Annotated in this window: 28 protein-coding genes; 13 read left to right on the top strand and 15 right to left on the bottom strand. The window is 56.7% G+C overall.

Annotated elements, in window-relative coordinates; translation table 11 throughout:
* The 3 genes from ilvC to AKL27_RS09690 all read right to left on the bottom strand — a co-directional run.
* Positions 1–756, bottom strand: a 756-nt coding sequence (ilvC, locus tag AKL27_RS09680) for a ketol-acid reductoisomerase (RefSeq protein ID WP_050462616.1), incomplete at its 3' end; no start/stop codon positions are given.
* A 50-nt stretch (positions 757–806) separates the two neighbouring features.
* Positions 807–1,298: an acetolactate synthase small subunit gene (gene ilvN, locus AKL27_RS09685; RefSeq protein WP_050462617.1), complete on the bottom strand. Its 492-nt coding sequence runs from the start codon at positions 1,296–1,298 to the stop codon at positions 807–809.
* A 2-nt stretch (positions 1,299–1,300) separates the two neighbouring features.
* The gene (locus tag AKL27_RS09690; RefSeq protein ID WP_050462618.1) at positions 1,301–3,019 is read right to left on the bottom strand and encodes an acetolactate synthase 3 catalytic subunit; all 1,719 of its coding nucleotides are present in this window, start codon (positions 3,017–3,019) and stop codon (positions 1,301–1,303) included.
* Positions 3,020–3,547: 528 nt separating this feature from the next.
* Here AKL27_RS09690 and AKL27_RS09695 point away from each other — a divergent pair.
* The 5 genes from AKL27_RS09695 (at position 3,548) to AKL27_RS09715 (ending at position 6,802) form a co-directional block, all read left to right on the top strand.
* Positions 3,548–4,117: an RNA polymerase sigma factor gene (locus tag AKL27_RS09695; RefSeq protein ID WP_050462619.1), complete on the top strand. Its 570-nt coding sequence runs from the start codon at positions 3,548–3,550 to the stop codon at positions 4,115–4,117.
* Entirely contained in the window at positions 4,114–4,521 is a 408-nt protein-coding gene (locus AKL27_RS09700) for a DUF3619 family protein (protein WP_050462620.1), read from the top strand. The genes AKL27_RS09695 and AKL27_RS09700 overlap by 4 nt, the downstream gene beginning before the upstream one ends.
* Before the next feature lie 3 nt (positions 4,522–4,524).
* The gene (locus tag AKL27_RS09705) at positions 4,525–5,199 is read left to right on the top strand and encodes a DUF3106 domain-containing protein (RefSeq protein WP_083438965.1); all 675 of its coding nucleotides are present in this window, start codon (positions 4,525–4,527) and stop codon (positions 5,197–5,199) included.
* A gap of 141 nt (positions 5,200–5,340) precedes the next feature.
* Positions 5,341–5,841: an RDD family protein gene (locus AKL27_RS09710; protein WP_050462621.1), complete on the top strand. Its 501-nt coding sequence runs from the start codon at positions 5,341–5,343 to the stop codon at positions 5,839–5,841.
* A gap of 28 nt (positions 5,842–5,869) precedes the next feature.
* Positions 5,870–6,802, top strand: a complete 933-nt coding sequence (locus AKL27_RS09715; RefSeq protein ID WP_050462622.1) for an esterase/lipase family protein — start codon at positions 5,870–5,872, stop codon at positions 6,800–6,802.
* Positions 6,803–6,872: 70 nt separating this feature from the next.
* Here the strand turns inward: AKL27_RS09715 and AKL27_RS09720 are convergent, their stop codons facing one another.
* Positions 6,873–7,187: a hypothetical protein gene (locus AKL27_RS09720; RefSeq protein ID WP_050462623.1), complete on the bottom strand. Its 315-nt coding sequence runs from the start codon at positions 7,185–7,187 to the stop codon at positions 6,873–6,875.
* Positions 7,188–7,349: 162 nt separating this feature from the next.
* On the bottom strand, positions 7,350–8,195 hold the full coding sequence (locus tag AKL27_RS09725) for a ferritin-like domain-containing protein (protein ID WP_050462624.1): 846 nt from the start codon (positions 8,193–8,195) through the stop codon (positions 7,350–7,352).
* An 89-nt stretch (positions 8,196–8,284) separates the two neighbouring features.
* Here AKL27_RS09725 and AKL27_RS09730 point away from each other — a divergent pair, with 89 nt between their 5' ends.
* Together AKL27_RS09730 and hslO are read left to right on the top strand one after the other, a co-directional pair.
* Entirely contained in the window at positions 8,285–8,809 is a 525-nt protein-coding gene (locus tag AKL27_RS09730; protein WP_050462625.1) for a gamma carbonic anhydrase family protein, read from the top strand.
* A gap of 43 nt (positions 8,810–8,852) precedes the next feature.
* Complete coding sequence (hslO, locus tag AKL27_RS09735) at positions 8,853–9,773, top strand: Hsp33 family molecular chaperone HslO (protein ID WP_050462626.1); 921 nt, start codon at positions 8,853–8,855, stop codon at positions 9,771–9,773.
* A 66-nt stretch (positions 9,774–9,839) separates the two neighbouring features.
* Here the strand turns inward: hslO and AKL27_RS09740 are convergent, their stop codons facing one another.
* On the bottom strand, positions 9,840–10,556 hold the full coding sequence (locus tag AKL27_RS09740) for a pseudouridine synthase (RefSeq protein WP_050462627.1): 717 nt from the start codon (positions 10,554–10,556) through the stop codon (positions 9,840–9,842).
* Positions 10,556–11,320, bottom strand: coding sequence for an RNA methyltransferase (locus AKL27_RS09745; RefSeq protein ID WP_050462628.1), 765 nt, complete (start codon positions 11,318–11,320; stop codon positions 10,556–10,558). Before AKL27_RS09745 ends, AKL27_RS09740 begins: the two co-directional genes overlap by 1 nt.
* A 191-nt stretch (positions 11,321–11,511) precedes the next feature.
* On the opposite strand from AKL27_RS09745, the gene AKL27_RS09750 reads away from it, so the two are divergent.
* The 5 genes from AKL27_RS09750 to AKL27_RS09770 all read left to right on the top strand — a co-directional run bounded on the left by AKL27_RS09750 (position 11,512) and on the right by AKL27_RS09770 (position 15,719).
* Complete coding sequence (locus tag AKL27_RS09750; protein WP_050462629.1) at positions 11,512–12,312, top strand: inositol monophosphatase family protein; 801 nt, start codon at positions 11,512–11,514, stop codon at positions 12,310–12,312.
* Between the two features lie 65 nt (positions 12,313–12,377).
* Positions 12,378–12,863, top strand: a complete 486-nt coding sequence (locus AKL27_RS09755; protein WP_050462630.1) for a VOC family protein — start codon at positions 12,378–12,380, stop codon at positions 12,861–12,863.
* Positions 12,864–12,885: 22 nt separating this feature from the next.
* Positions 12,886–13,644, top strand: a complete 759-nt coding sequence (locus tag AKL27_RS09760) for an alpha/beta fold hydrolase (protein WP_050462631.1) — start codon at positions 12,886–12,888, stop codon at positions 13,642–13,644.
* Positions 13,645–13,805: 161 nt separating this feature from the next.
* Positions 13,806–15,221: a DEAD/DEAH box helicase gene (locus tag AKL27_RS09765; RefSeq protein ID WP_050462632.1), complete on the top strand. Its 1,416-nt coding sequence runs from the start codon at positions 13,806–13,808 to the stop codon at positions 15,219–15,221.
* Positions 15,222–15,239: 18 nt separating this feature from the next.
* The gene (locus AKL27_RS09770) at positions 15,240–15,719 is read left to right on the top strand and encodes a GNAT family N-acetyltransferase (RefSeq protein WP_050462759.1); all 480 of its coding nucleotides are present in this window, start codon (positions 15,240–15,242) and stop codon (positions 15,717–15,719) included.
* A gap of 60 nt (positions 15,720–15,779) precedes the next feature.
* On the opposite strand, the gene AKL27_RS09775 is transcribed toward AKL27_RS09770, so the two are convergent.
* The 6 genes from AKL27_RS09775 to AKL27_RS09800 all read right to left on the bottom strand — a co-directional run bounded on the left by AKL27_RS09775 (position 15,780) and on the right by AKL27_RS09800 (position 21,869).
* Entirely contained in the window at positions 15,780–16,919 is a 1,140-nt protein-coding gene (locus AKL27_RS09775) for an osmoprotectant ABC transporter ATP-binding protein OsmV (protein WP_050462633.1), read from the bottom strand.
* Entirely contained in the window at positions 16,916–17,566 is a 651-nt protein-coding gene (locus AKL27_RS09780) for an ABC transporter permease (RefSeq protein WP_050462634.1), read from the bottom strand. Before AKL27_RS09780 ends, AKL27_RS09775 begins: the two co-directional genes overlap by 4 nt.
* A gap of 10 nt (positions 17,567–17,576) precedes the next feature.
* Complete coding sequence (locus AKL27_RS09785) at positions 17,577–18,464, bottom strand: glycine betaine ABC transporter substrate-binding protein (RefSeq protein ID WP_232310957.1); 888 nt, start codon at positions 18,462–18,464, stop codon at positions 17,577–17,579.
* A gap of 35 nt (positions 18,465–18,499) precedes the next feature.
* Positions 18,500–19,213: an ABC transporter permease gene (locus AKL27_RS09790; RefSeq protein WP_050462636.1), complete on the bottom strand. Its 714-nt coding sequence runs from the start codon at positions 19,211–19,213 to the stop codon at positions 18,500–18,502.
* A gap of 499 nt (positions 19,214–19,712) precedes the next feature.
* Positions 19,713–20,411 carry a DUF4197 domain-containing protein gene (locus AKL27_RS09795; protein WP_050462637.1) on the bottom strand — a complete coding sequence of 233 codons (699 nt, stop codon included), beginning with the start codon at positions 20,409–20,411 and terminating at the stop codon, positions 19,713–19,715.
* A 108-nt stretch (positions 20,412–20,519) separates the two neighbouring features.
* Positions 20,520–21,869, bottom strand: coding sequence for an MFS transporter (locus tag AKL27_RS09800; RefSeq protein WP_050462638.1), 1,350 nt, complete (start codon positions 21,867–21,869; stop codon positions 20,520–20,522).
* Between the two features lie 307 nt (positions 21,870–22,176).
* On the opposite strand from AKL27_RS09800, the gene AKL27_RS09805 reads away from it, so the two are divergent.
* Positions 22,177–22,584, top strand: coding sequence for an NINE protein (locus AKL27_RS09805; protein ID WP_050462639.1), 408 nt, complete (start codon positions 22,177–22,179; stop codon positions 22,582–22,584).
* Here AKL27_RS09805 and AKL27_RS09810 read toward each other — a convergent pair.
* Positions 22,560–23,471 carry a DNA ligase gene (locus AKL27_RS09810; protein ID WP_083438966.1) on the bottom strand — a complete coding sequence of 304 codons (912 nt, stop codon included), beginning with the start codon at positions 23,469–23,471 and terminating at the stop codon, positions 22,560–22,562. The two genes, AKL27_RS09805 and AKL27_RS09810, sit on opposite strands and share 25 nt — an antisense overlap.
* An 11-nt stretch (positions 23,472–23,482) precedes the next feature.
* On the bottom strand, positions 23,483–24,829 hold the full coding sequence (locus AKL27_RS09815) for a hemolysin family protein (protein WP_050462640.1): 1,347 nt from the start codon (positions 24,827–24,829) through the stop codon (positions 23,483–23,485).
* Positions 24,830–24,879: the final 50 nt, after the last annotated feature.

A 24,879-nucleotide genomic window follows, 5' to 3' on the forward strand; every position in this document is an offset into this window, starting at 1 on the left:
GTTCGAGATCGAGTAGTTCATGTTGGCGATGCCGCCTTCATAGATCAGATCGACGATCAGTTTCAGTTCGTGCAAGCATTCGAAGTACGCCATTTCCGGCGCATAACCAGCTTCCACCAGCGTTTCGAAACCAGCCTTGATCAGTTCAACGGTACCGCCGCACAGCACGGCTTGTTCGCCGAACAAGTCGGTTTCTGTTTCTTCGCGGAAGTTGGTTTCGATGATGCCGGCACGGCCGCCGCCGTTGGCAGTGGCATACGACAGCGCGACGTCACGGGCAGTACCGGACTTGTCTTGATACACAGCGATCAGATGCGGCACGCCGCCACCCTGGGTGTATGTCGAGCGCACGGTGTGGCCCGGTGCCTTCGGGGCAATCATGATCACGTCCAGATCGGCGCGTGGCACGACTTGACCGTAGTGAATGTTGAAGCCGTGAGCAAACGCGACTGTCGCGCCTTGCTTGGCGTGTGGCGCCACGTTTTCAGCATAGACCTGACCGATGTTTTCATCTGGCAGCAAGATCATGATGACATCGGCGTTCTTGACTGCGTCGTTGACTTCAGCCACGTTCAGACCGGCGTTCTTGGCCTTGTCCCACGATGCGCCATCCTTGCGCAGACCAACTGTTACCTTGCAGCCGGAATCCTTCAGATTCTGGGCGTGGGCGTGGCCTTGCGAACCGTAACCGATGATGGTCACGTTCTTGTTCTTGATCAGGGACAGGTCTGCGTCTTTGTCGTAGAAAACTTTCATGATTTTTCCTATTCAGTAATTTTGAAAATATATGGTGTAAATGCTGATACTCAAATTTTGAGGATGCGTTCGCCGCGTCCGATACCTGAACCACCGGTACGCACCGTCTCCAGGATTGCCGTGCGATCGATCGAGTCGATAAACGCATCCAGCTTGCCTTTGTTGCCGGTCAGTTCGATGGTGTAAGTCTTCTCTGTGACATCAATGATACGGCCGCGGAAAATATCTGCGGTGCGCTTCATTTCTTCACGTTCCTTGCCGACCGCCCGCACCTTGATCAGCATCAGTTCGCGCTCGATATGCGCGCCCTCGGTCAGATCGACGACCTTCACCACCTCGATCAGGCGGTTCAAGTGTTTGGTGATTTGTTCAATCACATCGTCAGAGCCATTGGTCACGATGGTCATGCGTGACAGTGTGGCGTCTTCAGTAGGAGCTACGGTAAGGGTTTCGATGTTATAGCCGCGCGCGGAGAACAGTCCCACAACGCGCGACAGCGCGCCGGCTTCATTTTCCAGCAGTACAGAAACAATATGACGCATGATTACAGATCCTCCGAACCTAAGAGCATTTCAGTCAAGCCTTTTCCTGCCTTGACCATCGGCCAGACATTTTCGGTTTGATCCGTAATGAAGTTCATGAAGACCAGTCGATCTTTCATCCCGAATGCTTCCTTGAGCGCGCCATCGACATCGCCCGGCTTTTCGATCTTCATGCCAACGTGGCCGAACGACTCGACCAGCTTGGTGAAATCCGGCAGCGAATCCATGTACGACTCGGAATAGCGCGAACCGTAATCAATCTGCTGCCACTGCCGGACCATGCCCAGGAAGCGGTTGTTCAGCAAGATGATCTTCGGCGTCAGGTGATACTGTTTGCAGGTCGCCAGTTCCTGGATGCACATCTGGATCGACGCTTCGCCGGTGATACAGGCCACGGTGGCGTCAGGATTGGCTTTTTGCACGCCCATCGCGTACGGCAAACCGACACCCATGGTGCCCAGACCACCGGAATTGATCCAGCGGCGCGGCTTGTCGAAACCATAGTATTGCGCAGCCCACATCTGATGCTGACCGACGTCGGAGGTGATAAAGGCATCGCCCTTGGTCACTTCCCACACCTTCTGCACCACGGCTTGCGGCTTGATGACATCATCCGACAGGGCAAATTTCAGGCAGTCGCGTTCGCGCCACTTGTTGATCTGCTTCCACCAGTTGGCCAGCGCCGCAGCGTTGGGCCTGGTTTCAGCCGCATCCAGTTGTGCCAGCAATTCCTGCAGCACATCCTTGACGTTGCCGACGATCGGAATGTCCACCTTGACCCGTTTGGAAATCGAGGATGGATCGATGTCGATATGAATGATCTTGCGGGCGTTCGAGGCAAAATGCTTGGGATTTCCGATGACACGGTCATCGAAACGGGCGCCGATGGCAATCATCACATCGGAGTGCTGCATCGCCATGTTGGCTTCGTAGGTACCGTGCATGCCCGGCATGCCGACGAACTTGTCGCTCGATGACTTGTAGGCGCCAAGACCCATCAGGGTATTGGTGCAAGGGAAACCGAGACGATCCACCAGCTTGTTGAGTTCCGGCGATGCATTCGCCAGAATCACGCCGCCGCCGGTATAAATCATTGGCCGCTCAGCCGTCAGCAACAATTGCAGCGCCTTGCGAATCTGTCCCGAGTGGCCCTTGTCGACCGGCTTGTACGAACGCATTTCGACGGTCTTCGGATACTCGTAGGCACAGGTGTGCATCGAGATATCTTTAGGGATATCGACCAGCACCGGACCCGGACGACCTGTCGTGGCGATATAGAATGCCTTCTTCATGGTCGCCGCCAGATCCTTGACATCCTTGACCAGGAAGTTGTGCTTGACGCACGGACGGGTAATGCCGACGGTATCGCATTCCTGGAAGGCATCCTGACCGATGGCGGTCGATGGCACCTGCCCCGAAATCACGATCATCGGAATCGAATCCATGTAGGCCGTCGCCAGACCGGTAATCGCATTGGTAACGCCGGGGCCGGATGTGACCAGCGCCACGCCGACTTTTTCAGAGCTGCGCGAATAGGCATCCGCAGCATGAATCGCGGCCTGTTCGTGGCGTACCAGAATATGTTGGAATTTTTCCTGCTTGAAGATTGCGTCGTAGATATACAGTACGGCACCACCCGGGTAACCGAACACGTGTTCCACACCTTCTTCAGCCAGACAACGGACGAGTATCTCCGCACCGGTGATATGTTCTGAACTCATTACTACTTCCTTTCAAGGTCCATTGGAGATTGATCGGATGTTCTCCCCTGACGAAATCTGGCGCATCAGAACTTGCTCAGGCATTCCTTTTTTGTGCGATCACGCCATTTCTGCGCCTCAACCGTAGTGAGGTTCAAAATGCCGCTTAACGCGACTCGTTCAGCCTTGGTACAAGTAGCAACGCTACGAATTTCTCGCGCTTTTGGCGCGGGTTAGAACAAACAGCTTTAAATTAAAGCGCGCCCCTGACGGCCGCCATATTATGGATAGCACCGTCAACAGCCATAGAGCCACTTCAAGATCGTGAAGCGGCATGACACGGTAATGCGTTGCATCATTTTGGTCAAGTGAATTTCACTCAGGCGTGCTTTAAATCAAGCCTTTGCAGCGCTTTGATGACAAACCCCACCACAGACAGTGGCTTTTTTGCTAGCATGCGCTCTGCTACAAATCGGATATCCATGATGGCATATCGGAAATGTAATTGACTGATCAACTCCGGCTGCAGACCCACAAAGGCCGCATGGCATGGCCACTGATAAAGAACTCTCCGATTTTCTTGAAAATGTTGAACGCAGGGCCTTCAAACAGGCCGTATATGCGGTGCGCAAAGATGAAGTAGCGCTCGACATTGTTCAGGATGCAATGATCAAGCTGGCCGAGAAATATGGCGACAAGCCTGCCGACGAACTGCCCTTGCTGTTTCAGCGCATCCTGCAAAACACCATTCATGATTTTTTCCGCCGGGAAAAAGTCCGCAACACCTGGGTCAGCCTGTTTTCCAGCATGGGCCGCGACAATGAAGGTCAGGATGACTTCGATTTGCTGGAAAGCTACGAAGCCGAAGAAGGCTCGGAAGCCGCCGAGTCCAGCGCCGACAAGGTAGAACGCGATCAAACGCTGGCCCTGATTGACGCCGAAGTACAAAAACTCCCGACTCGTCAACGAGAAGCCTTCCTCATGCGTTATTGGCAAGACATGGATGTCGCCGAAACCGCATCAGCAATGGGGTGTTCCGAAGGTAGCGTCAAAACCCACTGCTCTCGTGCAACACACGCCCTGGCTCAGGCGTTAAGAGCCAAAGGAATCAGTTTATGAACAATAAAGAAATGCAATTCGCTTATCGTGTGCGGCACGCACTCGATGCAAATCTGGAAAATCTGCCGGAAACCACCACTGAGCGGCTGGCTGCCGCGCGCCGTGTTGCACTGGCGCGCAAAAAAGCACCGGCACGCGCAGTCGCCACCCAATTTGCCTTCGCCGGTGCCGCCGGCAATGGCGGCGCACGTCAGCCGGCTTCGCTGTCGTGGCTCGGTCGTCTGGGTGTAGCCGTACCGTTGATTGCCGGCATCATGCTGTTTGCCGGCATCTACGAGCACGAGCACAAACAACGCATCAGCGAACTGGCGGAAATTGACGCCGGCGTGTTGTCGGATGAGCTGCCATTGTCGGCTTATCTGGATCATGGCTTCAATGCGTATCTGGCACAGCGAGGCGAATAAGGAATGAAGCTTCCGGTGACTTCTGCGATCTTTACCAAACGCAAGACCGCCTTGCTGGGTGTTGCGTTGCTCGCAGCAAGCCTGCTGAGCGGCCTGGCCGTGGCACAAGGCCCGGCCACCGGCGCCGCCCCTGCCAAAGCGGCAACCGGCACGCCAACGAAAACCTCCAAAAAACCAGAGGCCCGGCGCAACTGGGCTGATCTCAGCCCGGCACTGCAACAGGCGCTTGCCCCGCTGTCAGGCGAATGGGACAAAATGGAAGACGCGCGCAAGGAAAAATGGCTCGCCATTGGCAACAGATATGCCCGCATGACACCGGCCGAACAGCTGCGCGTGCAAGACCGCATGCGTGAATGGGTCAAACTGACGCCGGTACAACGCCGCGCTGTCCGTGAAAACTACACCCGCGCCAACAAACTGAATGCCGACCAGAAGTCAGCACAGTGGAAAGAATATCAACAGCTTTCCGACGAGCAAAAAAAGAAGCTGTCGCAAGCCAAACTGCCGAAGCATGTAGCAGCATTGCCGGCAACCCAGAACAAGGCACCGCCGCCAATCCAGTTGCCGGCCGAAACACTGGAACAATCGCTGGCAGCACCGATACCTGCGAGCGTGCAAACGGCCCCGACTCCTGCCATCGCAACGCCAGTGGCAGCACCTGCTCCAGAAAGCAAATAAGCCGCGATTACCGGTTCAACATGCCATGCATGCGTATCAGCGCCTGCATGGCATGTTTGCATTTACGCCGGATTAACCGTCTAATGTCGTCTTTGACAAGCCATCGTGTTGGAATCCGCATTGAAACCCGCATCGAAACTCATGACTGCTCCCTCTCTTAAACGTCGTTTGTGCAGCATGCTGTACGAATCCATGCTGTTGTTCGGCGTCTTGTTCATCTCTGCCTGGATTTTTTCCACGCTGCTGCAGCAACGCCATGCACTGTATTTGCGGCATGCGCTGGAAGGTTGGCTGTTTGCCATTCTGGCGCTGTATTTCATCTGGTTCTGGCGTCATGGCGGCCAGACACTGGCAATGAAAACCTGGCGCATCAAGCTGGTCAGTAAAGATGGCGGCCGGGTCGGTGTCGGGCGCGCGATTCTGCGCTTCCTGCTGTGCTGGCTGTGGTTCCTCCCCGGCCTCGCCGTGGCGTGGGCCCTGGGTGCCAAAGGCTGGATGCTGATAGGCGTGCCGGCAATAAACCTGATTGTCTGGGCGGCCTTGGTGTATCTCGACCCGCAACGACAATTTCTGCACGACAGGCTGGCCGGCACCCGCATTGCCGATCTGAATCCCGGCATGTTGAATGCGCCGCCACTCTAGGCCCACCTTTGAAAGATGTTGCCACGGCATGATTGCTCGCATTGCACGAACCCTGCTCCTGACACAACTTGGCGTCGCCGTCCTGTTTTGCGTGTTTCTGGCGAAAGTACTGGCGGCCCCCTTGTGGCTGGCAATACTTGCCAGCCTGCTGTTGGTAGCGCTGTTTCGCGCGGCGATCACCGCCAACAGCTTTTTTCTGACGTGGCCCTATCGCGGCAAATCGTCGGCAACGCCGGAACTGAGCTGGTCGCAAATCGTCCGCCTGTTCATCGGCGAGTTTTGCGCCACCATGGTGTGCTCCTCCTGGGGTATGCCCTTCCAACGTTTCGAACGACGCATTTTTACCGACACCACCACGCTGCCGGTGTTGCTGATCCATGGTTTTGGCTGCAACAGCGGCTACTGGCACTGGTTGAGCAAGGCGCTGCAGCAAGCCCACATCACGCACTACGCCGTCGACATGGAACCGGTACTGGGCAGCATTGATGCTTACAGCGAACTGGTGCATCAGGCGGTAGAACGCCTGATCAGCGAAAGCGGTCAGCAACAGATCGTGATCGTTGCCCACAGCATGGGCGGACTGGCCGCACGCGCTTACCTGCGCGACTACGGCGGCGCCCGGATCGCCAAGGTCGTCAGTCTCGGCACGCCGCATCACGGCACCATGATTGCCAACTTCGGCATCGGCATCAATTGCGGTGAAATGAACTGGCTCGGCCGCGCCGAGGAAGGTACCAGCAGCGAATGGCTGAAACGACTGGCGGCCACCGAAAGCGACGCCACGCGGGCGCTGATTGTCTCGATCTGGTCGCATCATGACAACATCGTATCGCCGCAAACTTCGGCCCATCTGCCCGGTGCCACCAACATTGCCGTCAGCGGCATCGGCCATGTCGCCATGGCACTCGATCATGACATCCAGCAGCAAGTGATTGAAGAAATCAAGAGCGCCGGACAATAAAAAGGCCGGCCCTCGTTAACAAGAGCCGGCCTTCATTGACTGCTGCAGTCCGGATCAGCGGACCAGCGGATTACTTCTTGGCAGCATCCTGAATCGATTGTCCGGCACTTTCAATTTTCTCACCGGCCTTTTGCGTCAGATCCTTGGCGCCTTCCTTGGCGCTGTCGACAGCCTGATCAATCTTCTTGCCGGCTTCATCCAGCTTTTCCTTGGCCTTGTCGGCGGTCGAATCAGCTTGCGCGCCAGCATTCTGAACAGCGTTGTCAATCTGTTTGCCAGCCGACTCGGCAGGACCTGCGGCTTCTTCTTTTTTCTGGCAAGCGCTAACCACAAAAGCCAGGGCACTGACAGCGAGAATTGCGGCAATAGTTTTACGGGAGGTCATTTATTTTCCTTTCGAGATAAAAAACAAAGCAGCAGGTACGACACCAAACAATTGCTGAATAATTAGCCACGCAAAAGATAGCACAGTGCTATCTCAAGAACGAACTGCGACATCAAAAATCGTGTTTTTTCGATAACAAAATAAGACACTGTACGTTAAATATTACCCGGCAGAAATCAATTGCAGCTCTTCCTCGGTAAAACCTGCGGCGCGGCGCGCATCGAAATTGAACGGCCCGCGCATGACCGGCGCCTTGTGCCGTTGCACCAGCTCAGCAAAGGTGGCAATCGTATCGACCCCGCGCTGTTCACATAACCATGCATACCAGCGGTTGCCGATGGCGACATGCCCGACTTCATCACGCAAGATGAGGTCCAGAATTTCCGCCGCGGCCTGATCACCGGCCTGCGCCAGTTTGGCGCGCACTGCCGGCACGGCGTCCAGCCCGCGCGCCTCCATCGTGCGCGGCACCAGCGCAATACGTGCCAGTACGTCACCTTGCGTTTTTTCTGCCATGTCCCACAAACTATTGTGCGCCGGAAAATCGCCGTAGGCAAAACCCAATGCCTGCAAATGCCCCGCCAGCAACGAAAAATGAAAAGCCTCCTCGTGCGCCACCTGCAACCAGTCGGCATAGAAGGCATCTGGCAGCGATGGAAAGCGCCAGATCGCGTCGAGCGCCAGGTTGATGGCATTGAACTCGATATGCGCCAGCGCATGAATCAGCGCTGCGCGCCCTTCTGCGGTACGCATCGAGCGTGATTTGACATCCAGCGGCGACACCAGCTCCGGCCGTAACGGACGCCCCGGCACGGCGGGCGGCGCTGTCAGTGGCGCGGAACGATCCAGCCACAGCTTCCCGGCTTGCCATTGTTGCCACAAGGTCGCCACGGCATCTTGCTTGGCCGTGCACTCGGTTTGCAGCAGCGCAGCCAGGGCGGCGCGCCGTAATTCGGGATGAAATGGGAGCTGATCTTGATCAAAATCAGTCAGGAAAGATGGATTCATGCGAGCAGCGGTAAAATATGAGGTTGATGAAACACATTTCGTCCCGATATGGATATCTGTGTTTCGCTAACCAAGGAGACAATTTTATTATGGCAATTTACCAATTAGAACAAGATATTCCTGAAATCGCTGATTCTGCGTATGTCGCCGACTCGGCCGTCGTGGTCGGCAAGGTCAAACTTGAAGCGCATGCCAGTGTCTGGTTCAACGTCGCCATCCGCGGTGACAATGAGCTGATCACCATCGGCGAAAACAGCAACGTTCAGGAAGGCGCGGTATTGCATACCGACGTCGGCTATCCGATGCTGATTGGCAAAAACGTTACCGTCGGCCATCAAGCCATGCTGCATGGCTGCACAATCGGCGAAGGTGCCTTGATCGGCATTCAGGCCGTGGTGCTCAATGGCGCCAAAATCGGCAAGAATTCACTGGTCGGTGCCGGCGCGCTGGTCACCGAAGGCAAGGAATTTCCCGATAACTCGCTGATCATCGGCTCGCCGGCCAAAGCAGTGCGTACGTTGTCGGAAGAAGATATTGCCCGCATGCATGCCGGTACTGCCGGTTACGTGGAGCGGGCGCAATTATTTAAAAGCAGTCTCAAGCGGATTGCCTGAATTTGCCCATTCAGGCTCTGTTTGCAAGCCCCGGAAAGAAAGAATGAAAGATACGCTGCAAAAATTCATGGTCGACAACGCACCGGTGCGCGGTGAGCTGGTTGAACTCAGTGCCACCTGGCAACAGGTGCTGGCGCGCCGCGACTATCCCGTCGCCGTCAAACGGCTGTTGGGAGAAATGCTGTCGGCGGCGGCGTTATTGTCCGCCACACTGAAATTCAACGGTGTGATCGTCATGCAAGTACATGGCGATGGTCCGGTCAAGCTGCTGGTCGTGGAATGCGACTCCGAGTTGCGCCTGCGCGCCACGGCCAAGGTGATCGAAGGAGAAGTCGTGCCTGACGATGCGACGCTGACCCAACTGGTCAACCTCAACGGTCAGGGGCATTTCGCCATCACGCTCGATCCGCAAGACAAGATGCCCGGCCAGCAAGCCTATCAGGGCATTGTGCCGCTGGACGGCGACGACGTCGCGACCGTGATCGAAAACTACATGCAGCGCTCGGAGCAGCTCGACACCAAACTGTGGCTGGCTGCCGATGGTCAGGTATCACGCGGTTTGCTGCTGCAAAAACTGCCGACGACCGGCGGCATCAATACGCCGGAAGACGAACTCGACACCTGGAATCGCATGTCCATGCTCGGCAACACACTGCGCACCGAAGAGTTGCTCAGCACCGACATCGAGACCTTGCTGCGGCGTTTGTTCTGGGAAGAAACCATTCGTGTGTTCGATCCCGATCATCCGCAGTTTCATTGCTCATGCTCGCGCGAAAAAGTCGGCAACATGCTGAAAATGCTGGGGCGTGAAGAAGTCGAAGAAGCCTTGGCCGATCTCGGCAAGCTGGAGGTCGATTGCGACTTCTGCGGTCAGCATTACGAATTCGACCCGATCGATTGCGCCCATATGTTCATCAGCGATCTGCCTGCCGGTCCTGCCGTACTCAGCAGCATCAAGCACTAAGCAATTTCATCTGCACTGTGTTCCTGATTGCCCCTGCGGCAATCAGGATTGCGGTCACGACAGCGGTCAGGCCGGCACCAGCAAATCGAGCTGCGCCTGTTCCAGGTAACACCATTCCCCCTCTTCCAGTTCCAGCGCCTCCAGTTGCAAACCACCGATAGCGGTCCGTCGCAAGGCGCTGCAATGATTGCCGGCAGCGGCCAGCATGCGCTTGACCTGATGGTATTTGCCCTGCTCCAGCACGATTTCCAGAAGATGCGTATCGAGTTGCCGACAGGTGACCGCTGCCAGCGGTGCCGGCTCGTCGTGCAATTGCACGCCGCCCAGCAACTGCGCAATCAATTCTTCGGTCACGGCATCATGCGTCGTCGCCGCATACACTTTGGGCACATGGCGCTTGGGTGACGACTGCGCATGAATGAAGGCACCATCGTCCGACATCAGCAACAAGCCGGTGGTGTCGTGATCGAGCCGCCCTACCGGCTGCACGTCGCGCCAGCTGAATTGCTCCGGCAAAATCGTCAGCACCCCGGGATGATGGCTGGGCTTGCGCGAGCATTCAAAATTGGCTGGCTTATTGAGTGCGATATAGACCTGCGCACGATAAGTCCATTCGTCGTCGAACAGGGTGAAGCTCAGCCCGTCCAGTTCCGGCGTCAGGCGGTAATCGGTCACGACGCTGCCGCCAATGGCGACCTCGCCATCCTCAATCAGACTGCGGCAATACTTGCGCGAGCCGAAGCCCTGGGATTGCAAGATACGATCCAAACTTAATTTACTCATTATTTGCTTTTCTGTTTCGGGGTCAGGATTTGGCGGGCAATGCCGCGCAAGATATTCACTTCTTCGGTTTCAAGCTGGGTGCGGGCGAACAGACGCTTGAGTCGGGGCATCAGCTTCTTCGGGCTGTCCGGCTTGAGGAATTCAATCGCAATCAGCGCCTGCTCAAGGTGCTCGTACATGCCTTCGATATCCGCCAGTCCGGCGGCCTGCCCGTGGAAACCGATGTCGCTGACCGGCGGCGCGTCGCCCAAGGCCGCGACCCGACATTCATAGGCCAGCACCTGTACTGCCTGCGCCAGATTGAGCGAGGAATAATCCGGATTGGCGGGGATATTGATCAACACATTGCATTTTTGCACCAGTTCATTGGGCAAACCGAAGCGTTCGTTGCCGAAAATCAGCGCCGCATGCAGGTCTGTATCTTGCACCAGTTGCGTTGCCAAGGCCCGCGGCGCAATCAGCGGCGGCGAAAATTCCCGCAAACGGGCACTGACGGCAGCGGCAAAGTTGCACCCCTGCAAGGCTTCCTCCATGCTGGCGACGATGCGGGCCGCGCTGAGCACGTCCTGAGCACCGCTGGCGAAGGCCACCGCCTCCGGCGCCTGCAAGGCATCCGGAAAGCGCGGATTGACCAGCACCAGCTCGCCAAAGCCCATGGTTTTGATGGCGCGTGCTACCGAGCCGATATTGCCGGCACTGCTGGTTTCCACCAACACGAAACGCAGGCGATTGAAAACAGAATTATCGATTTTTAGCTTGTTCATTTAAAATAGCGGTATTCGCGCTCCGGGAACGGCATTAAAGGCGGCAAATGTTGTCTCGGCAACCTTGCACGCTCGCAGACCTGATACGGCGCATCGCTCATTAATTTCATTCTCGTGCTATTCGTCCACCCGGCGTCAAGTCTCGTACTGCGTCGGGCGGCAGAAACGCCATTTTAACGGAACCCAGCGGTATGATTATCCCTCCAATGCTCAATACGGCGATCAAGGCAGCCCGCCGTGCCGCCACGATCATCAACAGAGCCTCGTTCGACGTCTCTCTGCTCACAGTCACCAAGAAACAACACAATGATTTCGTCACCGAAGTCGATCAGGCCGCTGAAGCCGCCATCATCGAAGTGTTGAAGACTGCCTATCCCGATCACGCCATCCTGGCCGAAGAATCGGGCGCTTCCGACAACCTGCACGACGAGAATGAAAACGTCTGGATCATCGATCCGCTCGACGGCACCACCAACTTCATCCACGGCTTCCCGCAATATTGCGTATCGATCGCCCTGCAACAGCGCGGCCAGATCACCCAGGCCGTGGTCTACGATCCGACCCGCAATGACTTGTTTACTGCCTCCAAGGGCGCCGGTGCCTATCTCAACGAAAAGCGCATTCGCGTCACCAAACGTGACCGCATTGCCGACTGCCTGATCGGCACCGGCTTCCCGTTCCGCGATACCGATGGTCTCGATGAATACCTCAAGATGTTCCGCGTCATGACCGAAAACTGCGCCGGCCTGCGTCGTCCCGGTGCTGCGGCACTGGATCTGGCGTATGTGGCAGCCGGACGTCTGGACGGCTTCTTTGAAAAGGGCCTCAAGCCGTGGGATATCGCAGCAGGTTCGCTGCTGATCACAGAGGCCGGCGGTATTGTCGGCACCTTCCGCGGCGAGTCCGATTATCTGTACAAAGGCGATGTGCTGGCCGGCAATCCGAAAATCTTCTCGCAACAGGTCAATCTGTTGTCTGAATTTGCCCGCTAGACACAGTCACAGCGACGTAGTCACAGCGGGCGGCACTGACGCCACCCGCTGCACAGGAGACGATCATGGCAGAGCACTCTACCCCTGCGGGCTACCACAGCGTAACCCCTTATCTGATCGTCACCGGTGCTGCGGCCGCCATTGCGTTTTATGCCAAGGCGTTCGGCGCCACTGAAGTGATGCGGCTCGACGGCCCGCAAGGCAAGCTGTGGCACGCCGAAATCCAGATCGGCAACTCCCGCGTCATGCTGGCCGATGAATTTCCCGACATGGGCTTCAACAGCCCGCTGACGCTCGGCGGCGCCGGCGTCAGCCTGCTGGTGTTTGTCGATCAGGTGGACGTCGTGTTCGCACAGGCACTGGCCGCCGGCGCCACTCAGTTGCGCGCGGTACAGGACCAGTTCTATGGCGACCGCTCCGGCATGCTGCGCGACCCCTACGGCCACGTCTGGTCGATTGCAACCCATATCGAAGATTTATCCGACGCGGAAATTCGCAGTCGTTCGCAAGACCTGCTGCGCAAATGCGCTGCCGGCAAAACCACTTCCTGACCTCCCTCTTCCGCAGCCCGCCATGCCCCATGTCACCAGCGCCGGTCGGCGCATCTACTACGAAGTCAGCGGCAACGGCCCGCCACTGTTGTTGCATCACGGTTTTACCAGCAGCTCACAAGCCTGGCGTTTCTATGGCTTCACGCCGGTATTGGAACAAACCCATACCGTGATCGCGCTCGATGCACTGGGTCACGGACAAAGCGACAAACCGCACGACACCGATGCCTATACCCAACGTCAGCGCAGCGAGGACGTGCTGGCAGTGCTTGATGCCCTGCAGATCGAACAAACACATTTCTTCGGCTACTCCATGGGCGGCTGGGTCGGTTACGGTCTGATGCGACATGCACCGCAGCGCCTCAAATCGCTGATACTGGGTGCCGCTCATCCATACGCCGATGCCAGCTGGGCGACATTTGCCGGGGTCGACGGCAGCGATGCCGAGGCTTTCATCCGCGCCTTTGAACAGATACTCGACGAAGCACTGAGCGAGCCAGTCAAAATGCTGGTGCGCGCCAATGATCTGCAAGCACTGGCAGCGGCAGCGCATCAGAGCCGCCCGTCCAATGAAGATTTGCTGCCGCACATGACGCTGCCATGCCTGATGTTTTGCGGTGATGCCGATGCCCGTCATGCGGCGGTACAGCAGTGTGCGCAACTGTTGCCACAGGGACGCTTCGTGTCGTTGCCGGGCGTCACCCATTTCGGCGGGCTGATGCAAAGCGCACTGGTATTGCCGGCGCTGCGCGAGTTTCTCGACACCCATACCGCCGCCTGAGGCGGCAAGCAACTTTTATCTGCAGTCGCGGGCCGGGACTGCTATACTGCGCCGGTGCGGCACATTCTCCAGTCAAAGTCCGCTGTCTTCCGACGTTTCAACCCCGTTTGCCTGCGACTGGCGCCCGATACGGCGACAGGCCGATACTATTCAAATCTCTCATGTCATTCTCATCACTCGGCTTATCCGAGGAAATCGTTCGTGCCGTTACCGAACAAGGCTATACCACTCCGACTCCGATTCAATTGCAAGCTGTGCCTGCGGTTCTGGCGGGTGGCGATTTGCTGGCCGGCGCCCAGACCGGCACCGGTAAAACTGCCGGCTTCACGCTGCCGCTGCTGCAACGTCTGTCCAGCGTCGAGCGCGTCAAGATCAACGGCCATGTACCAATCCGCGCCCTGATCCTGACCCCGACCCGCGAACTGGCGGCACAGGTTGAAGAAAGCGTGCGCATCTATGGCAAGTACCTGAAACTGACTTCAGCCTGCATCTTCGGCGGCGTCGGCATCAACCCGCAAATCCGTTTGCTCAAGCAAGGCGTTGATATTCTGGTGGCGACACCGGGACGTTTGCTGGATCACATGCAGCAAAACACCGTCGATCTGAAAAACGTGCAAGTCCTGATTCTGGACGAAGCCGATCGCATGCTGGACATGGGCTTTATCCGCGATATCCGCAAGGTACTCGCGGCACTGCCGAAGAAACGTCAGAACCTGTTGTTCTCGGCGACCTTCTCCGACGACATCAAGGCCCTCGCCGATGGCTTGCTGAATGCACCGGCCATGATTGAAGTGGCCCGTCGCAATTCCACCGTGGAAGTGATCGGTCAAAAGATTCACCCGGTTGACCGCGACAAGAAACATCCGATGCTGGCCCATCTGATCAAGACCCATAACTGGTCGCAGGTGCTGGTGTTTACCCGTACCAAGCACGGCGCCAACAAGCTGGTGGAACAACTGGAACGTGACGGCATCACTGCCATGGCGATCCACGGCAACAAGAGCCAGGCCGCGCGTACCCGTGCCCTGGCTGAATTCAAGGATGGCAAACTGCAAGCTCTGATCGCCACCGATATCGCCGCGCGCGGTATCGATATCGATCAGTTGCCGCACGTCGTCAACTACGATTTGCCGAATGTGCCGGAAGATTATGTCCACCGGATCGGCCGTACCGGTCGCGCCGGCGCTACCGGTGAAGCAGTGTCGCTGGTCTGCGTCGATGAGCGCGAACTGTTGCATGACATCGAGCGCTTCATCAAGCGCGAGATTCCGGTTGAAATCATTCCCGGCTTTGAGCCTGATCCGAAAGCCAAACCGCAGCCGATTCAATTGCGCAGCGGCGGTGGCGGCGGCGGTAACCGTCAACGCAGTGGCGGTGGTGGTGGCGGCAATGGTGGTGGTCGCAGCCGTCAACCGGGCAATGCCCAGCCGAAAACCGGCGGTGGTCAAGGCCAGAGCCAGTCGCGTGCACCGCAAGGCGCCAAGCCATCCCAAGGTCCGGCCAAACCGGCACAGGGACGCGGCCCGGCTGCCCGCCCTTCGGCACTGACACATCGCTCCGGCGGTCGCGGTCGTTAATCGGCAGCGTTGGCCTTGATGCGTATTGTCAAAGCTGACTTGAGCAATCCTCGACACGGCGTTGCCGTGCTTGAGGTGCTCGATGCCTATGCCGCCGACCCGATGGGCGGCAATCACCCCTTATCCGCATTTACCCGCAGTCATCTGATCGACGCGTTGCGCCAGCGACCGACGATTCACGTCTTCCTTGCTTTCGATGGCGAACAAGGCGTGGCACTGGCCAATTGCATCGAAGGTTTTTCCACCTTTGCGTGCCGGCCCCTGCTCAATATTCACGATCTCGCGGTCGTCGCCTCCCATCGCGGACGCGGCATTGCCCGGCAATTGATCGCTGCGGTCGAACAGCATGCGCGCGCCAGCGACTGCTGCAAAATCACACTGGAAGTATTAGAAGGTAATGCCGTTGCGCGCAAGCTTTACGCGGCCTGCGGCTTCGCCGGTTATGAACTCGACCCTGCCGCCGGCAAGGCCATGTTCCTGCAACGCATACTGGATTGAATGAATTGACCGGGCCCCCCCGGAACCGGGATGCCGCATGAGGGAATGGCGCTGCGTGCCTTACGCCGCCTGCAACTGCTTCTGTCCGCGTGAACGTCCCGAACTCAGGTAGTTGGCAATCGAATCCTGTGTGACCTCGCCGATATAACTACCGTCAGCATCGATCACTGGCATCCAGCTGGTGCTGTGCTTGTACATCTTCGACAGCACGACGCGCAGGTTTTCATCGGGCGCGGCATTGACCGTGAATGGTTTGACCTTGTCACCGCCAACGCCGCTGAGGCCGCGGATATCACGCCGGCTGATATAGCCGAGGGCGCGATTGTCATTGTCGGTAATCGTCAGATAGCGGCTATCCTGATCATCCATCAAGGCAATTGCTTGCTCCAGCTGCACATCCGGGCGTGCCGTCGCCGGCGTTGTCGCGGCATCGCCGGCACGCACCAGCAACAACCGTTTCAGGGTGTGATCCTGACCGACGAACGCACCGACGAATTCATCCTTCGGACGTGCCAGCAAAGTATCGGGATGATCGAACTGCACCAGCTTGCCAGCGCGGAAAATCGCCACCTGATCGCCGAGCTTGATGGCTTCGTCGATGTCATGGCTGACCATGATGACGGTTTTGTTCAGTTGCCGTTGCATCTGGAAAAATTCATTTTGAATCGATTCACGGTTGATCGGATCCACCGCGCCGAACGGTTCATCCATCAGCAACACCGGCGCATCTGCCGCCAGCGCACGGATCACGCCGATACGCTGTTGCTGGCCGCCCGACAATTCCCGTGGATAGCGCGTCAGAAAACGTTTCGGGTCCAGCGCCACCATCGCCATCAGTTCAATCGCGCGTTCGCGGCAGCGTTTCTTGTCCCAGCCCAGCAGACGCGGCACGATGGTGATGTTTTCTTCAATTGTCATATTGGGAAACAAACCGGTTTGCTGAATCACATAACCGATGTGACGACGCAAGGTGACTTCGTCAATGCCCGATGTATCTTCACCATTGAGCAGCACGCGACCGGAAGTCGGCTTGATCAGACGATTGATCATTTTCAGTGTGGTGGTCTTGCCGCAACCGGAAGGACCGAGAAACACACAGATTTCACCCTCCGCCACTTTCAGGCTGACGGCATCTACTGCCTTGATCTTGGTACCGTCTTTTTGGATATAGGTCTTGCTGAGTTGATCGAGTTCTATCATTTTTGCAGTCCTTTCGGGGTCAGTAGTCGTTGCAGCCAATGCAGCAGCGTATCGGCGACAATCGCCAGCACGCTGATCAGCACCGCTCCCACAACCAGTTTTTGCATATTGCTTTGGCTGATCGCATGCAGGATCAGTACGCCCAGCCCGCCAGCGCCAATCACGGCAGCAATCGCCATGACGCCGATATTCATCACCACCGCCGTGCGCACGCCGCCGAGAATCACCGGCACCGCGAGCGGCAGATCCACCATGCGCAGACGCTGCCAGAACGTCATGCCGATGCCGATCCCGGCTTCCTTGATGCCAGCGTCAATATTGTCGAGCGCCAGGAAGGTATTGCGCATGATCGGCAACAGCGAATACAGAAATACGGCGGTGATTGCCGGCAAGGGGCCGATACCTTCGCCGAAGCGCGAGAACAGCGGGATCATCAGACCGAACAAGGCAATCGACGGCAAGGTCAGCACTACCGTTGCCAGTCCCAGCAACGGACCAGCCAGCCAGCGATGGCGAATGATGGCGATGCCGAGCGGCACCCCGGCCACGATCGCCAGGCTGACGGCAATCCCGACCAGTTTCAGATGCTGCAGGGTCAGATGCAGAATGTTGTGCCAGTCGCTTTGCAGATATTGGAAAAAATTCATGACTGGCTCCTCAAATCAGACCTTGTTGCTGCAAGAATTCTGCGGCAACCTTGTCAATGGATTCCTGATCGATATCGACGCGCTTGTTCATTTCCGTCATTTTTTCGGTATCGATGGCCGCCGACAACTGATTCAATTGTTCTTCCAGTTGCGGGTTCTGTTCCAGCACCGATTTGCGTACCACCGGCGTGGCGGCATAGGCAGCGAAGTAACCTTTACTGTCTTCCAGCAGTTTCAGATTGAAACCCTTGATGCGCCCATCTGACGAATAGGTCAGGCCGGCATACAACTGTTCGTTGCGCAAGGCGGTGTAGACCAGACCCGGATCCATTTGCTTGACTTCGCTGCGGCTCAACTGAAATCCGTACAGAACCTGCATCGGCCCGAGACCGTCCGGACGCGACGCGAATTCATAATCAAGACCCAGCAAATGCTGCTTATCGGGATTCTGTTGCTGGTCCTGCGTGATCTTGTTGGCCAGATCTTCCAGCGTAGTGATGTTATCCGCATCGGCAAGCGCCTGCGGCATGGCAAAGGCATAGGTATTGTTCAGTGCCGAGGGTTGCAGCCAGATCAGGTTGATTTTCTCGTCAAGCTCCTTGACCCGCTCATAGGCAGCCCCGGCATCCAGCTTTTCCTCGACATGGTTGTAGACGATCAGCGAGGTGCCGGTGTATTCCCACACCACATCCAGTTGGCCGCTTTCCTGCGCCGACCGCATCAGCGTCGACCCCAGGCCATTCTTGAGATCTGCCTGATAACCTTTGGCCTTCAGGTATTGCACCGTCATCGACGACAAAATCAATTGCTCGGTAAAGTTCTTGCCACCGACCACCAGTCGCGCAGCATAAGCCTGGGTACCGATCAGCATGCTCAGCAGGAGCATGCAACTCATCATTCTTTTTTTCATCTTGTTTTCCTTTAGGTCAGCACTCATGCCAGACCGCGACGCGACAGATAGAACTTGCTGAGCTGGGTAACGATGGCGTCCAGCGCCAGGGCCAGCAGCGCCGTACTGGCGGCGCCAAGCAATAGCTGTCCGTGATTGTTGAGATAGATGCCGGGGAAAATCAGACCACCGAGACTTTCACCACCGATCAGCATCGACAGCGGCGCGGTACCGACATTGATGACCAGTGCAGTGCGCACGCCGCCGACAATGATCGGCAAGGCGTTCGGCAATTCGACCCGGAACAGAATCTGATACGGCTTCATGCCGATACCCTTGGCGGCTTCCTTCATCGGCGCCGAGACGCCTTTCAAACCTTCAAAGGTATTGCGCACAATCGGCAGCATGGAAGCCAGCCAGAGCGCAATGATGGTCGGCCAGTTGCCGATGCCGAAAAATGCCAGCGCCAGTGCCAGTACCGCAATCGATGGCACGGTATTGCCGATATTGAAAATCTGGATGAAGTATTCGGCCCAGCGCGACACCGATGGCCGGCTCAGCAAAATGCCGGCCGGAATGCCGACCAGCAAGGCCAGCGACATGGACGCTGCCACCAACTGCAAATGCTTGCCGGTGTAGTACAGCAAATCACCCCGATATTGATAGATGACATCTGCACCTATCCATTGAATCAGGCCGGCCACGAGCAATACGGAAATGGCTCCGCCGATAATGACCTTGCGAAATGAACGCGTCATGATTACCCCCTTGAGCACACACCGCGAAACAATGCCGCGACGGCACAGTAGATTGAATTTTTATGGTCCGCTCGTCCCTTGAGGACAGATCGTTTGGATACGAACCGGCTACCGCCAACAGCGGCAACGATGAAATCGAAAGTTGAAAGCAACCGTCGACGATTTATGCTCCCCGGACGCGCTGCGACAGCAAGCCGGAGAATGAGACGACCCGCATGGGATCAGGAACTGCTATTGGTTGTTGAACAAAATTTGTCACTGGGACGAGAGGCAGTATATGCGAAAGGCTTAATGAAGTCTAGCTATGACAATTTCAAAATCAATAACTCCGCGATCTTAGTCATCAAGATTTCGTCAAAAAACGATGGACATCCGCGTTTGCGAAATACCCCTGCAACGTAGAAAACGCCCCGCGAACCAGCGATTCGGGGGGCGTTTTCAGGCATCTCAAATTATTTCCGCAAAGAAAATTTAGGGGTGCAATTTTATTTTTCGACGATTACTTCAGGGCACCAAATACCTTGCCGATAATCGCGCTGCCGGCGCCGAGCGGATCAGCGCGGATTGCTTTTTCTTCTTCGCCGATCATCAAAAACAAGCCATCCAGCGCGCGTTGCGTGACATATCCTTCGACCGTAGCCTGATCGCCGGAGACCAGCCCGGTCTTGGAAACCTGGCCCATGGTGGCGTTATATTTGGCCGACAAGCCATTGCGGTCGGTGATGTTCTTCACGATGGGCAGGAATTTCTGTCCCAGCGGCGCGGACGTTTTTTGCCGGAAAAAATCGGTCACCGAGGTATCGCCACCGCTCAAAATGTTTTTGGCGTCGGTCACCGACATCGACTTGACAGCATTGAGCAGCAAGGGTTTTGCCAATGGCACGGCAGACTCCGCAGCGTGGTTCATGTCGACCACAAGTTCATCGAGCTTTTGGCCCTGCCCGGTCATTTTCAGGATCGGCATGGCTTGCTCCAGCACACCCGGCAATTTGATCTTGACCTTGTCATTGTTCAAAAAACCATTGGTCACGCCGAGTTTGGAAACTGCCACATCCGCACCCTTTTCGAGTGCTGCCCTGAGGCCGCTGGTAGCGTCCTGATTGCTGATATCAGACAAGGAAAAAGCAAACACCAGCGTGCTGCATAAAGTCAGTCCGGCAGCAATGATGGTTTTAGAACCTGGTTTGATGCGCAACATGGAGTCTCCTTTTGAAATGCCGTTCAGATCACAGCCGGCTACCATCATAACCGTAAATTCCGGCCGTCATGACAACGATGATGGTGAATGCCGCGCGAGTCGTCGGCCTCAGTCGTCGCCGACGGATTTGCCGCGGGTCAACTCAAGACCGGCGTCGTGCGGCAGGCGGCGGGTCACCGGCACCGAGGCAATCGAGAACAGTCCGACCACCAGAAACGCAGGCCAGAAATCGGATTCGACAATCGTCGCATGACCTTGCACTGCATTTGAAATCTGCAACACCAGACCGGCAATGGTGACGCCCATGCCGAGCGACAATTGCTGCACCACGCTGGCCAGACTGGTGGCGCGTCCGGCATCGCGATTGCTGATGTCGGCATAGGCAATCGAGTTGAGACAAGTAAATTGCAGCGACGGGAAAAACCCGCCCAGCAACACTACCGCCAGCATCACCAGGTACGGCGTATGCGAAGTAAACAGGCCGTAAGAAGCGATGGCGATGCCGGCCAGCACGGCGTTGAACATCAGCACCGTGCGGAAGCCATAGCGACGCAACACCGATGACGCCAGCGCCTTCATGAACATCGCACCAAACGCGGAGGCGCAAGTAATCGTGCCGGCTTCAAACGGATTGAGCCCCAAGCCTTCCTGCAACGCCAGCGGCAGCAGAAACGGCACGGCCCCGAGGCCGACCCGGAACAATGACCCGCCGAGCACGCTGGCGCGCAAGGTCGGAATCCGCAACAAGCGCAAGTCGAGCAACGGGAACGGTACGCGCATGGCGTGCCGGAAATAGTAAAACAAGGCAATCGACCCGGCCACGCACATCACCACCGGCCACTCTTTCGGCAACAAGTGACTGCCGAGCAGCGAAAATCCCAGCATCGCGGTGCCGCCGCCAAACGCCGTCAGAATAAAGCCCTTGACGTCGAGCGGAGCCGGGTTCTCTTCGCGAAAATTCTCGATGTAACGACCGGCCAGATACAGACCGAGAATACAGATCGGGATATTGATCAGGAAGATCCAGCGCCAATGAAAATAGGTAGTGATGAAACCACCGAGCGGTGGTCCGATGACGGGCCCCATCAAGGATGGCAAGGTCAGATAACTGATGGCCTTGACCAGATCGGCCTTGGATACCGAGCGCACAATGATGATGCGCCCTACCGGCACCATCATCGCGCCGCCGATGCCTTGCAAGAAGCGCGCCGCGACAAAGGTGAACAGCGAGCCTGACAAGGCGCACAGAATCGAGCCGGTCATGAAGGTGATCATGGCGGCACGGAATATCGTACGGGCGCCGACCTTGTCCGCGATCCAGCCGGAAATCGGAATGAACACGCCAAGGCTGACCACATACGAAGTCAATGCCAGTTTCAGGGTAATCGGGTCTTGTCCGAGATCGCGCGCCAGCGCCGGCAGCGAAGTGGCAATGACTGTGACATCCATGTTTTCCATGAACAGGGCACAGCCAACAATAAGGGGAACAATGAATGCGGGAGACACAATGCAACGAAAGGAAAAAACCGTTCTGACGGGAAGCCTCGCGGAGTCCGGGCAGTTTACACCAGTTCAGTGATTGCTGCCGCCACGATCCCCGGTCCCATCAAATGGGGCAGACAGAGATCGACATCATTCGATAAACATCGCTTCCTGTCATCGCAGAAGATACTGTGCATGCCGGCGTGGCGGGACATCTGCTAGTATCTTCTGCAACACGGCAGACACACTGCCGTGCCATTGTCTTCATTTATGGAAATTGCCCATGACCACATCAGATACCCATAGCAAGACCATCGGCTACCTCTTATGGATTTTCGGCTTTACCGGCGCCCACCGTTTTTACTACGGCAAACCTGTCACCGGCACCATCTGGTTTTTCACGCTCGGCTTGCTCGGCATCGGCTGGATCATTGATCTGTTTTTGATTCCGGGCATGGACCGGGCCGCCGATCAGCGTTTTGTCAGCGGCAATATCGACTACACAGTGGCCTGGCTGCTGCTCGGTTTTCTCGGCTTTTTCGGCGTGCACCGCATGTATATGGGCAAATGGGTCACCGGTATCATTTATCTGTTCACCGGCGGCTTGTTCCTGCTTGGCATACTGTACGATTTCTGGACCCTGAACACGCAAATCTCGGAACGCAATCACGGCGCCTCGCTGGCCTCTTGAGGCGCCGGGCGGTCCTCTTCCCGTACCCGCATGAAGGTCGCAAAACGTGGAATGCCACTGGCGTGCAGTCCGCGATAGCGGTACGTGACCTGACTGCCGATGGCTGGCGGATCACGGCGCTGCGCATCCTTGAGGCCGCTGCCGAGCTTGAACCGGATGCCAGCCGGGGTTTCCACCAGCAAGGCGCCGAGCATGCCCTGATACTTCCCTTTACCCGGCACATGGGCGATGACGGTAGCTTCGGCATCCTGATACAGTTTGAATTTCAGCAAGTCATCATTGCGCTGCGCCCGATACAGTGAAGCACCACGGTGCAACATCAAGCCCTCACCGCCCTGCCTGACGATCTCCCTGAGCCAGCGCTGCAAACCCGCCGCATCGGCCACGCGCCGTTGCTCCACTGCCTGCACCCAATCCTGCCCGATGTGCGCCACCAGACTTTGCAATGCCGGCAGGCGCGCATCAAACATGCCACCGTGCGCCGGCAAATCGAACACCATGAAACGCATGGAGCGCCATGCGGCGTCATCGGGCCGTTGCTTGCGCACCGTTGAAACGGCTTCCGCAAAACGGTTGCGGCCGGCCCACAACTCGCCATCCATCGGCACCGCCGGCCAACCGGCGGTAAACCATGGCGGCGTCTGAATCGGCTGACCGCCACGCGTCAGCAAGCGCCGGCCGTCCCAATAGCCGCGCACGCCATCATATTTTTCGCTGACCCAATACTCGGCCAGCATGATATCGGCCCGATATTCATTGGCCAGCATCAGCGGGGGCGCGGCGGCTGCCTGTGACGGTGACATCGGGAACAGATGCAACGCCAGCGACAAGCCCGGCGCCAACCAGAAATGCAACATGCGACTACGCACGACAGACAGCATCGTCATGCAGCCTCCGCTCAGATTTTTGCGTTTTCTCCCTGCGCGCTTTCCGCGTCGCCCGCTTCAGGTTTGCCCTGTTTGAAACGTGTTACCAGTAATTGATTGATGCGATTGCCGTCGATGTCGACCACTTCGAATTTGTAACCGGCAAACAAAACGAAATCGGCCTTCTTCGGAATCTTGCGCAACATGTACATGATGAAACCGGCCAGCGTTTCGTAACCCATCGGGTTCGGATAATCGTCGATACTCAAGGCATTCATCACTTCAGCCAGCGGCGTCAGGCCATCCATGAGCCACGAATTTTCATCGCGCTTGACGATCTGCTGTTCTTCTGCCGGCAAGTTCAGCAAATTGCCCATCAACACGCTGGTCACATCGGTAATGCTGATGATGCCGACCACCAGCGCATATTCATTGACCACCACCGCCAGATCTTCATCTACCGCTTTCATCCGTTCCAGCACTTCCCACAGATTCAGGCTGTCCGGAATCGACAGCGGCGCATGAATCAGGCCCTTGTCGCGCAACGAAAAATGTTCGCCCTTGAGCAAGCGTTTGAGCACATCCTTGCTGTCGATATAGCCGAGCACCGCATCGATATTTTCTTCGCACACCAAAAAGCGTGAATGCGGATGATCGATGATTTTCTGCCGCAAGACTTCTTCGGTATCGGTCACCAGAAAGTACACGATGCTTTCACGCTGCGTCATGGCCGACGGCACATAACGGCTTTCCAGCTCGAACACGTTTTCGATCAGATGATGTTCCTGATGCAGCAACACGCCAGCCTGGGCGCCGGCATCGACCATGGCGTGGATTTCATTGGGCGTAATCACGTCGAGCCGTACTTGCGGCAAACCCAGCACGGTAAAGATCAGTTTCGACAAGCCATTGAAAAACCAGACGATGGGCTTGAACAAGGTTTCGAAAAACAGCATCGGCCGCACCAGCGCCATGGCAGCCCGTTCCGGCGCCAGCATTGCCAGCCGCTTGGGCATGAGATCGGCGAACAGAATGAAAAATCCCGTCACCAGCAGAAATGAACAGGCGAAGCTGGCATTTTCCAGCCACGGCCCCTGATAAAAGCGGCCGATCAGATTCTGCATGTGCGGGGTCAGTGCCGGTTCGCCAATCACGCCGCCGAGAATGGCCACCGCATTCAAACCGATCTGCACCACGGTAAAGAAATTTCCCGGCTGCGCCTGTAATGCCAGCACCATTGCCGCTTGCCCGTTGCCGTCTTTGGACAGCATTTCCAGGCGTATTTTGCGCGACGCGGCCAGTGAAATTTCGGCACACGACAGAAAGGCGCTGATGACCACAAGCAGGAGAATTAATAAAAAACTGGCGAAGAAACTCATTTTCTTACTCTCGAAGTCGCTGTGTCCCCCCATTCTCTCCTGCAACAGAG

The sequence above is a fragment of the Herbaspirillum autotrophicum genome (genome assembly GCF_001189915.1).
Classification (GTDB): domain Bacteria; phylum Pseudomonadota; class Gammaproteobacteria; order Burkholderiales; family Burkholderiaceae_D; genus Herbaspirillum; species Herbaspirillum autotrophicum.

What these genes read in the sequence shown, in the direction of transcription:
- ilvN (WP_050462617.1), bottom strand. Translation starts at nt 1,298, where the DNA reads ATGCGTCATATTGTTTCTGTACTGCTGGAAAATGAAGCCGGCGCGCTG.
- AKL27_RS09690 (WP_050462618.1), bottom strand. Translation starts at nt 3,019, where the DNA reads ATGAGTTCAGAACATATCACCGGTGCGGAGATACTCGTCCGTTGTCTG.
- AKL27_RS09695 (WP_050462619.1), top strand. Translation starts at nt 3,548, where the DNA reads ATGGCCACTGATAAAGAACTCTCCGATTTTCTTGAAAATGTTGAACGC.
- AKL27_RS09700 (WP_050462620.1), top strand. Translation starts at nt 4,114, where the DNA reads ATGAACAATAAAGAAATGCAATTCGCTTATCGTGTGCGGCACGCACTC.
- AKL27_RS09705 (WP_083438965.1), top strand. Translation starts at nt 4,525, where the DNA reads ATGAAGCTTCCGGTGACTTCTGCGATCTTTACCAAACGCAAGACCGCC.
- AKL27_RS09710 (WP_050462621.1), top strand. Translation starts at nt 5,341, where the DNA reads ATGACTGCTCCCTCTCTTAAACGTCGTTTGTGCAGCATGCTGTACGAA.
- AKL27_RS09715 (WP_050462622.1), top strand. Translation starts at nt 5,870, where the DNA reads ATGATTGCTCGCATTGCACGAACCCTGCTCCTGACACAACTTGGCGTC.
- AKL27_RS09720 (WP_050462623.1), bottom strand. Translation starts at nt 7,187, where the DNA reads ATGACCTCCCGTAAAACTATTGCCGCAATTCTCGCTGTCAGTGCCCTG.
- AKL27_RS09725 (WP_050462624.1), bottom strand. Translation starts at nt 8,195, where the DNA reads ATGAATCCATCTTTCCTGACTGATTTTGATCAAGATCAGCTCCCATTT.
- AKL27_RS09730 (WP_050462625.1), top strand. Translation starts at nt 8,285, where the DNA reads ATGGCAATTTACCAATTAGAACAAGATATTCCTGAAATCGCTGATTCT.
- hslO (WP_050462626.1), top strand. Translation starts at nt 8,853, where the DNA reads ATGAAAGATACGCTGCAAAAATTCATGGTCGACAACGCACCGGTGCGC.
- AKL27_RS09740 (WP_050462627.1), bottom strand. Translation starts at nt 10,556, where the DNA reads ATGAGTAAATTAAGTTTGGATCGTATCTTGCAATCCCAGGGCTTCGGC.
- AKL27_RS09745 (WP_050462628.1), bottom strand. Translation starts at nt 11,320, where the DNA reads ATGAACAAGCTAAAAATCGATAATTCTGTTTTCAATCGCCTGCGTTTC.
- AKL27_RS09750 (WP_050462629.1), top strand. Translation starts at nt 11,512, where the DNA reads ATGATTATCCCTCCAATGCTCAATACGGCGATCAAGGCAGCCCGCCGT.
- AKL27_RS09755 (WP_050462630.1), top strand. Translation starts at nt 12,378, where the DNA reads ATGGCAGAGCACTCTACCCCTGCGGGCTACCACAGCGTAACCCCTTAT.
- AKL27_RS09760 (WP_050462631.1), top strand. Translation starts at nt 12,886, where the DNA reads ATGCCCCATGTCACCAGCGCCGGTCGGCGCATCTACTACGAAGTCAGC.
- AKL27_RS09765 (WP_050462632.1), top strand. Translation starts at nt 13,806, where the DNA reads ATGTCATTCTCATCACTCGGCTTATCCGAGGAAATCGTTCGTGCCGTT.
- AKL27_RS09770 (WP_050462759.1), top strand. Translation starts at nt 15,240, where the DNA reads ATGCGTATTGTCAAAGCTGACTTGAGCAATCCTCGACACGGCGTTGCC.
- AKL27_RS09775 (WP_050462633.1), bottom strand. Translation starts at nt 16,919, where the DNA reads ATGATAGAACTCGATCAACTCAGCAAGACCTATATCCAAAAAGACGGT.
- AKL27_RS09780 (WP_050462634.1), bottom strand. Translation starts at nt 17,566, where the DNA reads ATGAATTTTTTCCAATATCTGCAAAGCGACTGGCACAACATTCTGCAT.
- AKL27_RS09785 (WP_232310957.1), bottom strand. Translation starts at nt 18,464, where the DNA reads ATGATGAGTTGCATGCTCCTGCTGAGCATGCTGATCGGTACCCAGGCT.
- AKL27_RS09790 (WP_050462636.1), bottom strand. Translation starts at nt 19,213, where the DNA reads ATGACGCGTTCATTTCGCAAGGTCATTATCGGCGGAGCCATTTCCGTA.
- AKL27_RS09795 (WP_050462637.1), bottom strand. Translation starts at nt 20,411, where the DNA reads ATGTTGCGCATCAAACCAGGTTCTAAAACCATCATTGCTGCCGGACTG.
- AKL27_RS09800 (WP_050462638.1), bottom strand. Translation starts at nt 21,869, where the DNA reads ATGGAAAACATGGATGTCACAGTCATTGCCACTTCGCTGCCGGCGCTG.
- AKL27_RS09805 (WP_050462639.1), top strand. Translation starts at nt 22,177, where the DNA reads ATGACCACATCAGATACCCATAGCAAGACCATCGGCTACCTCTTATGG.
- AKL27_RS09810 (WP_083438966.1), bottom strand. Translation starts at nt 23,471, where the DNA reads ATGACGATGCTGTCTGTCGTGCGTAGTCGCATGTTGCATTTCTGGTTG.
- AKL27_RS09815 (WP_050462640.1), bottom strand. Translation starts at nt 24,829, where the DNA reads ATGAGTTTCTTCGCCAGTTTTTTATTAATTCTCCTGCTTGTGGTCATC.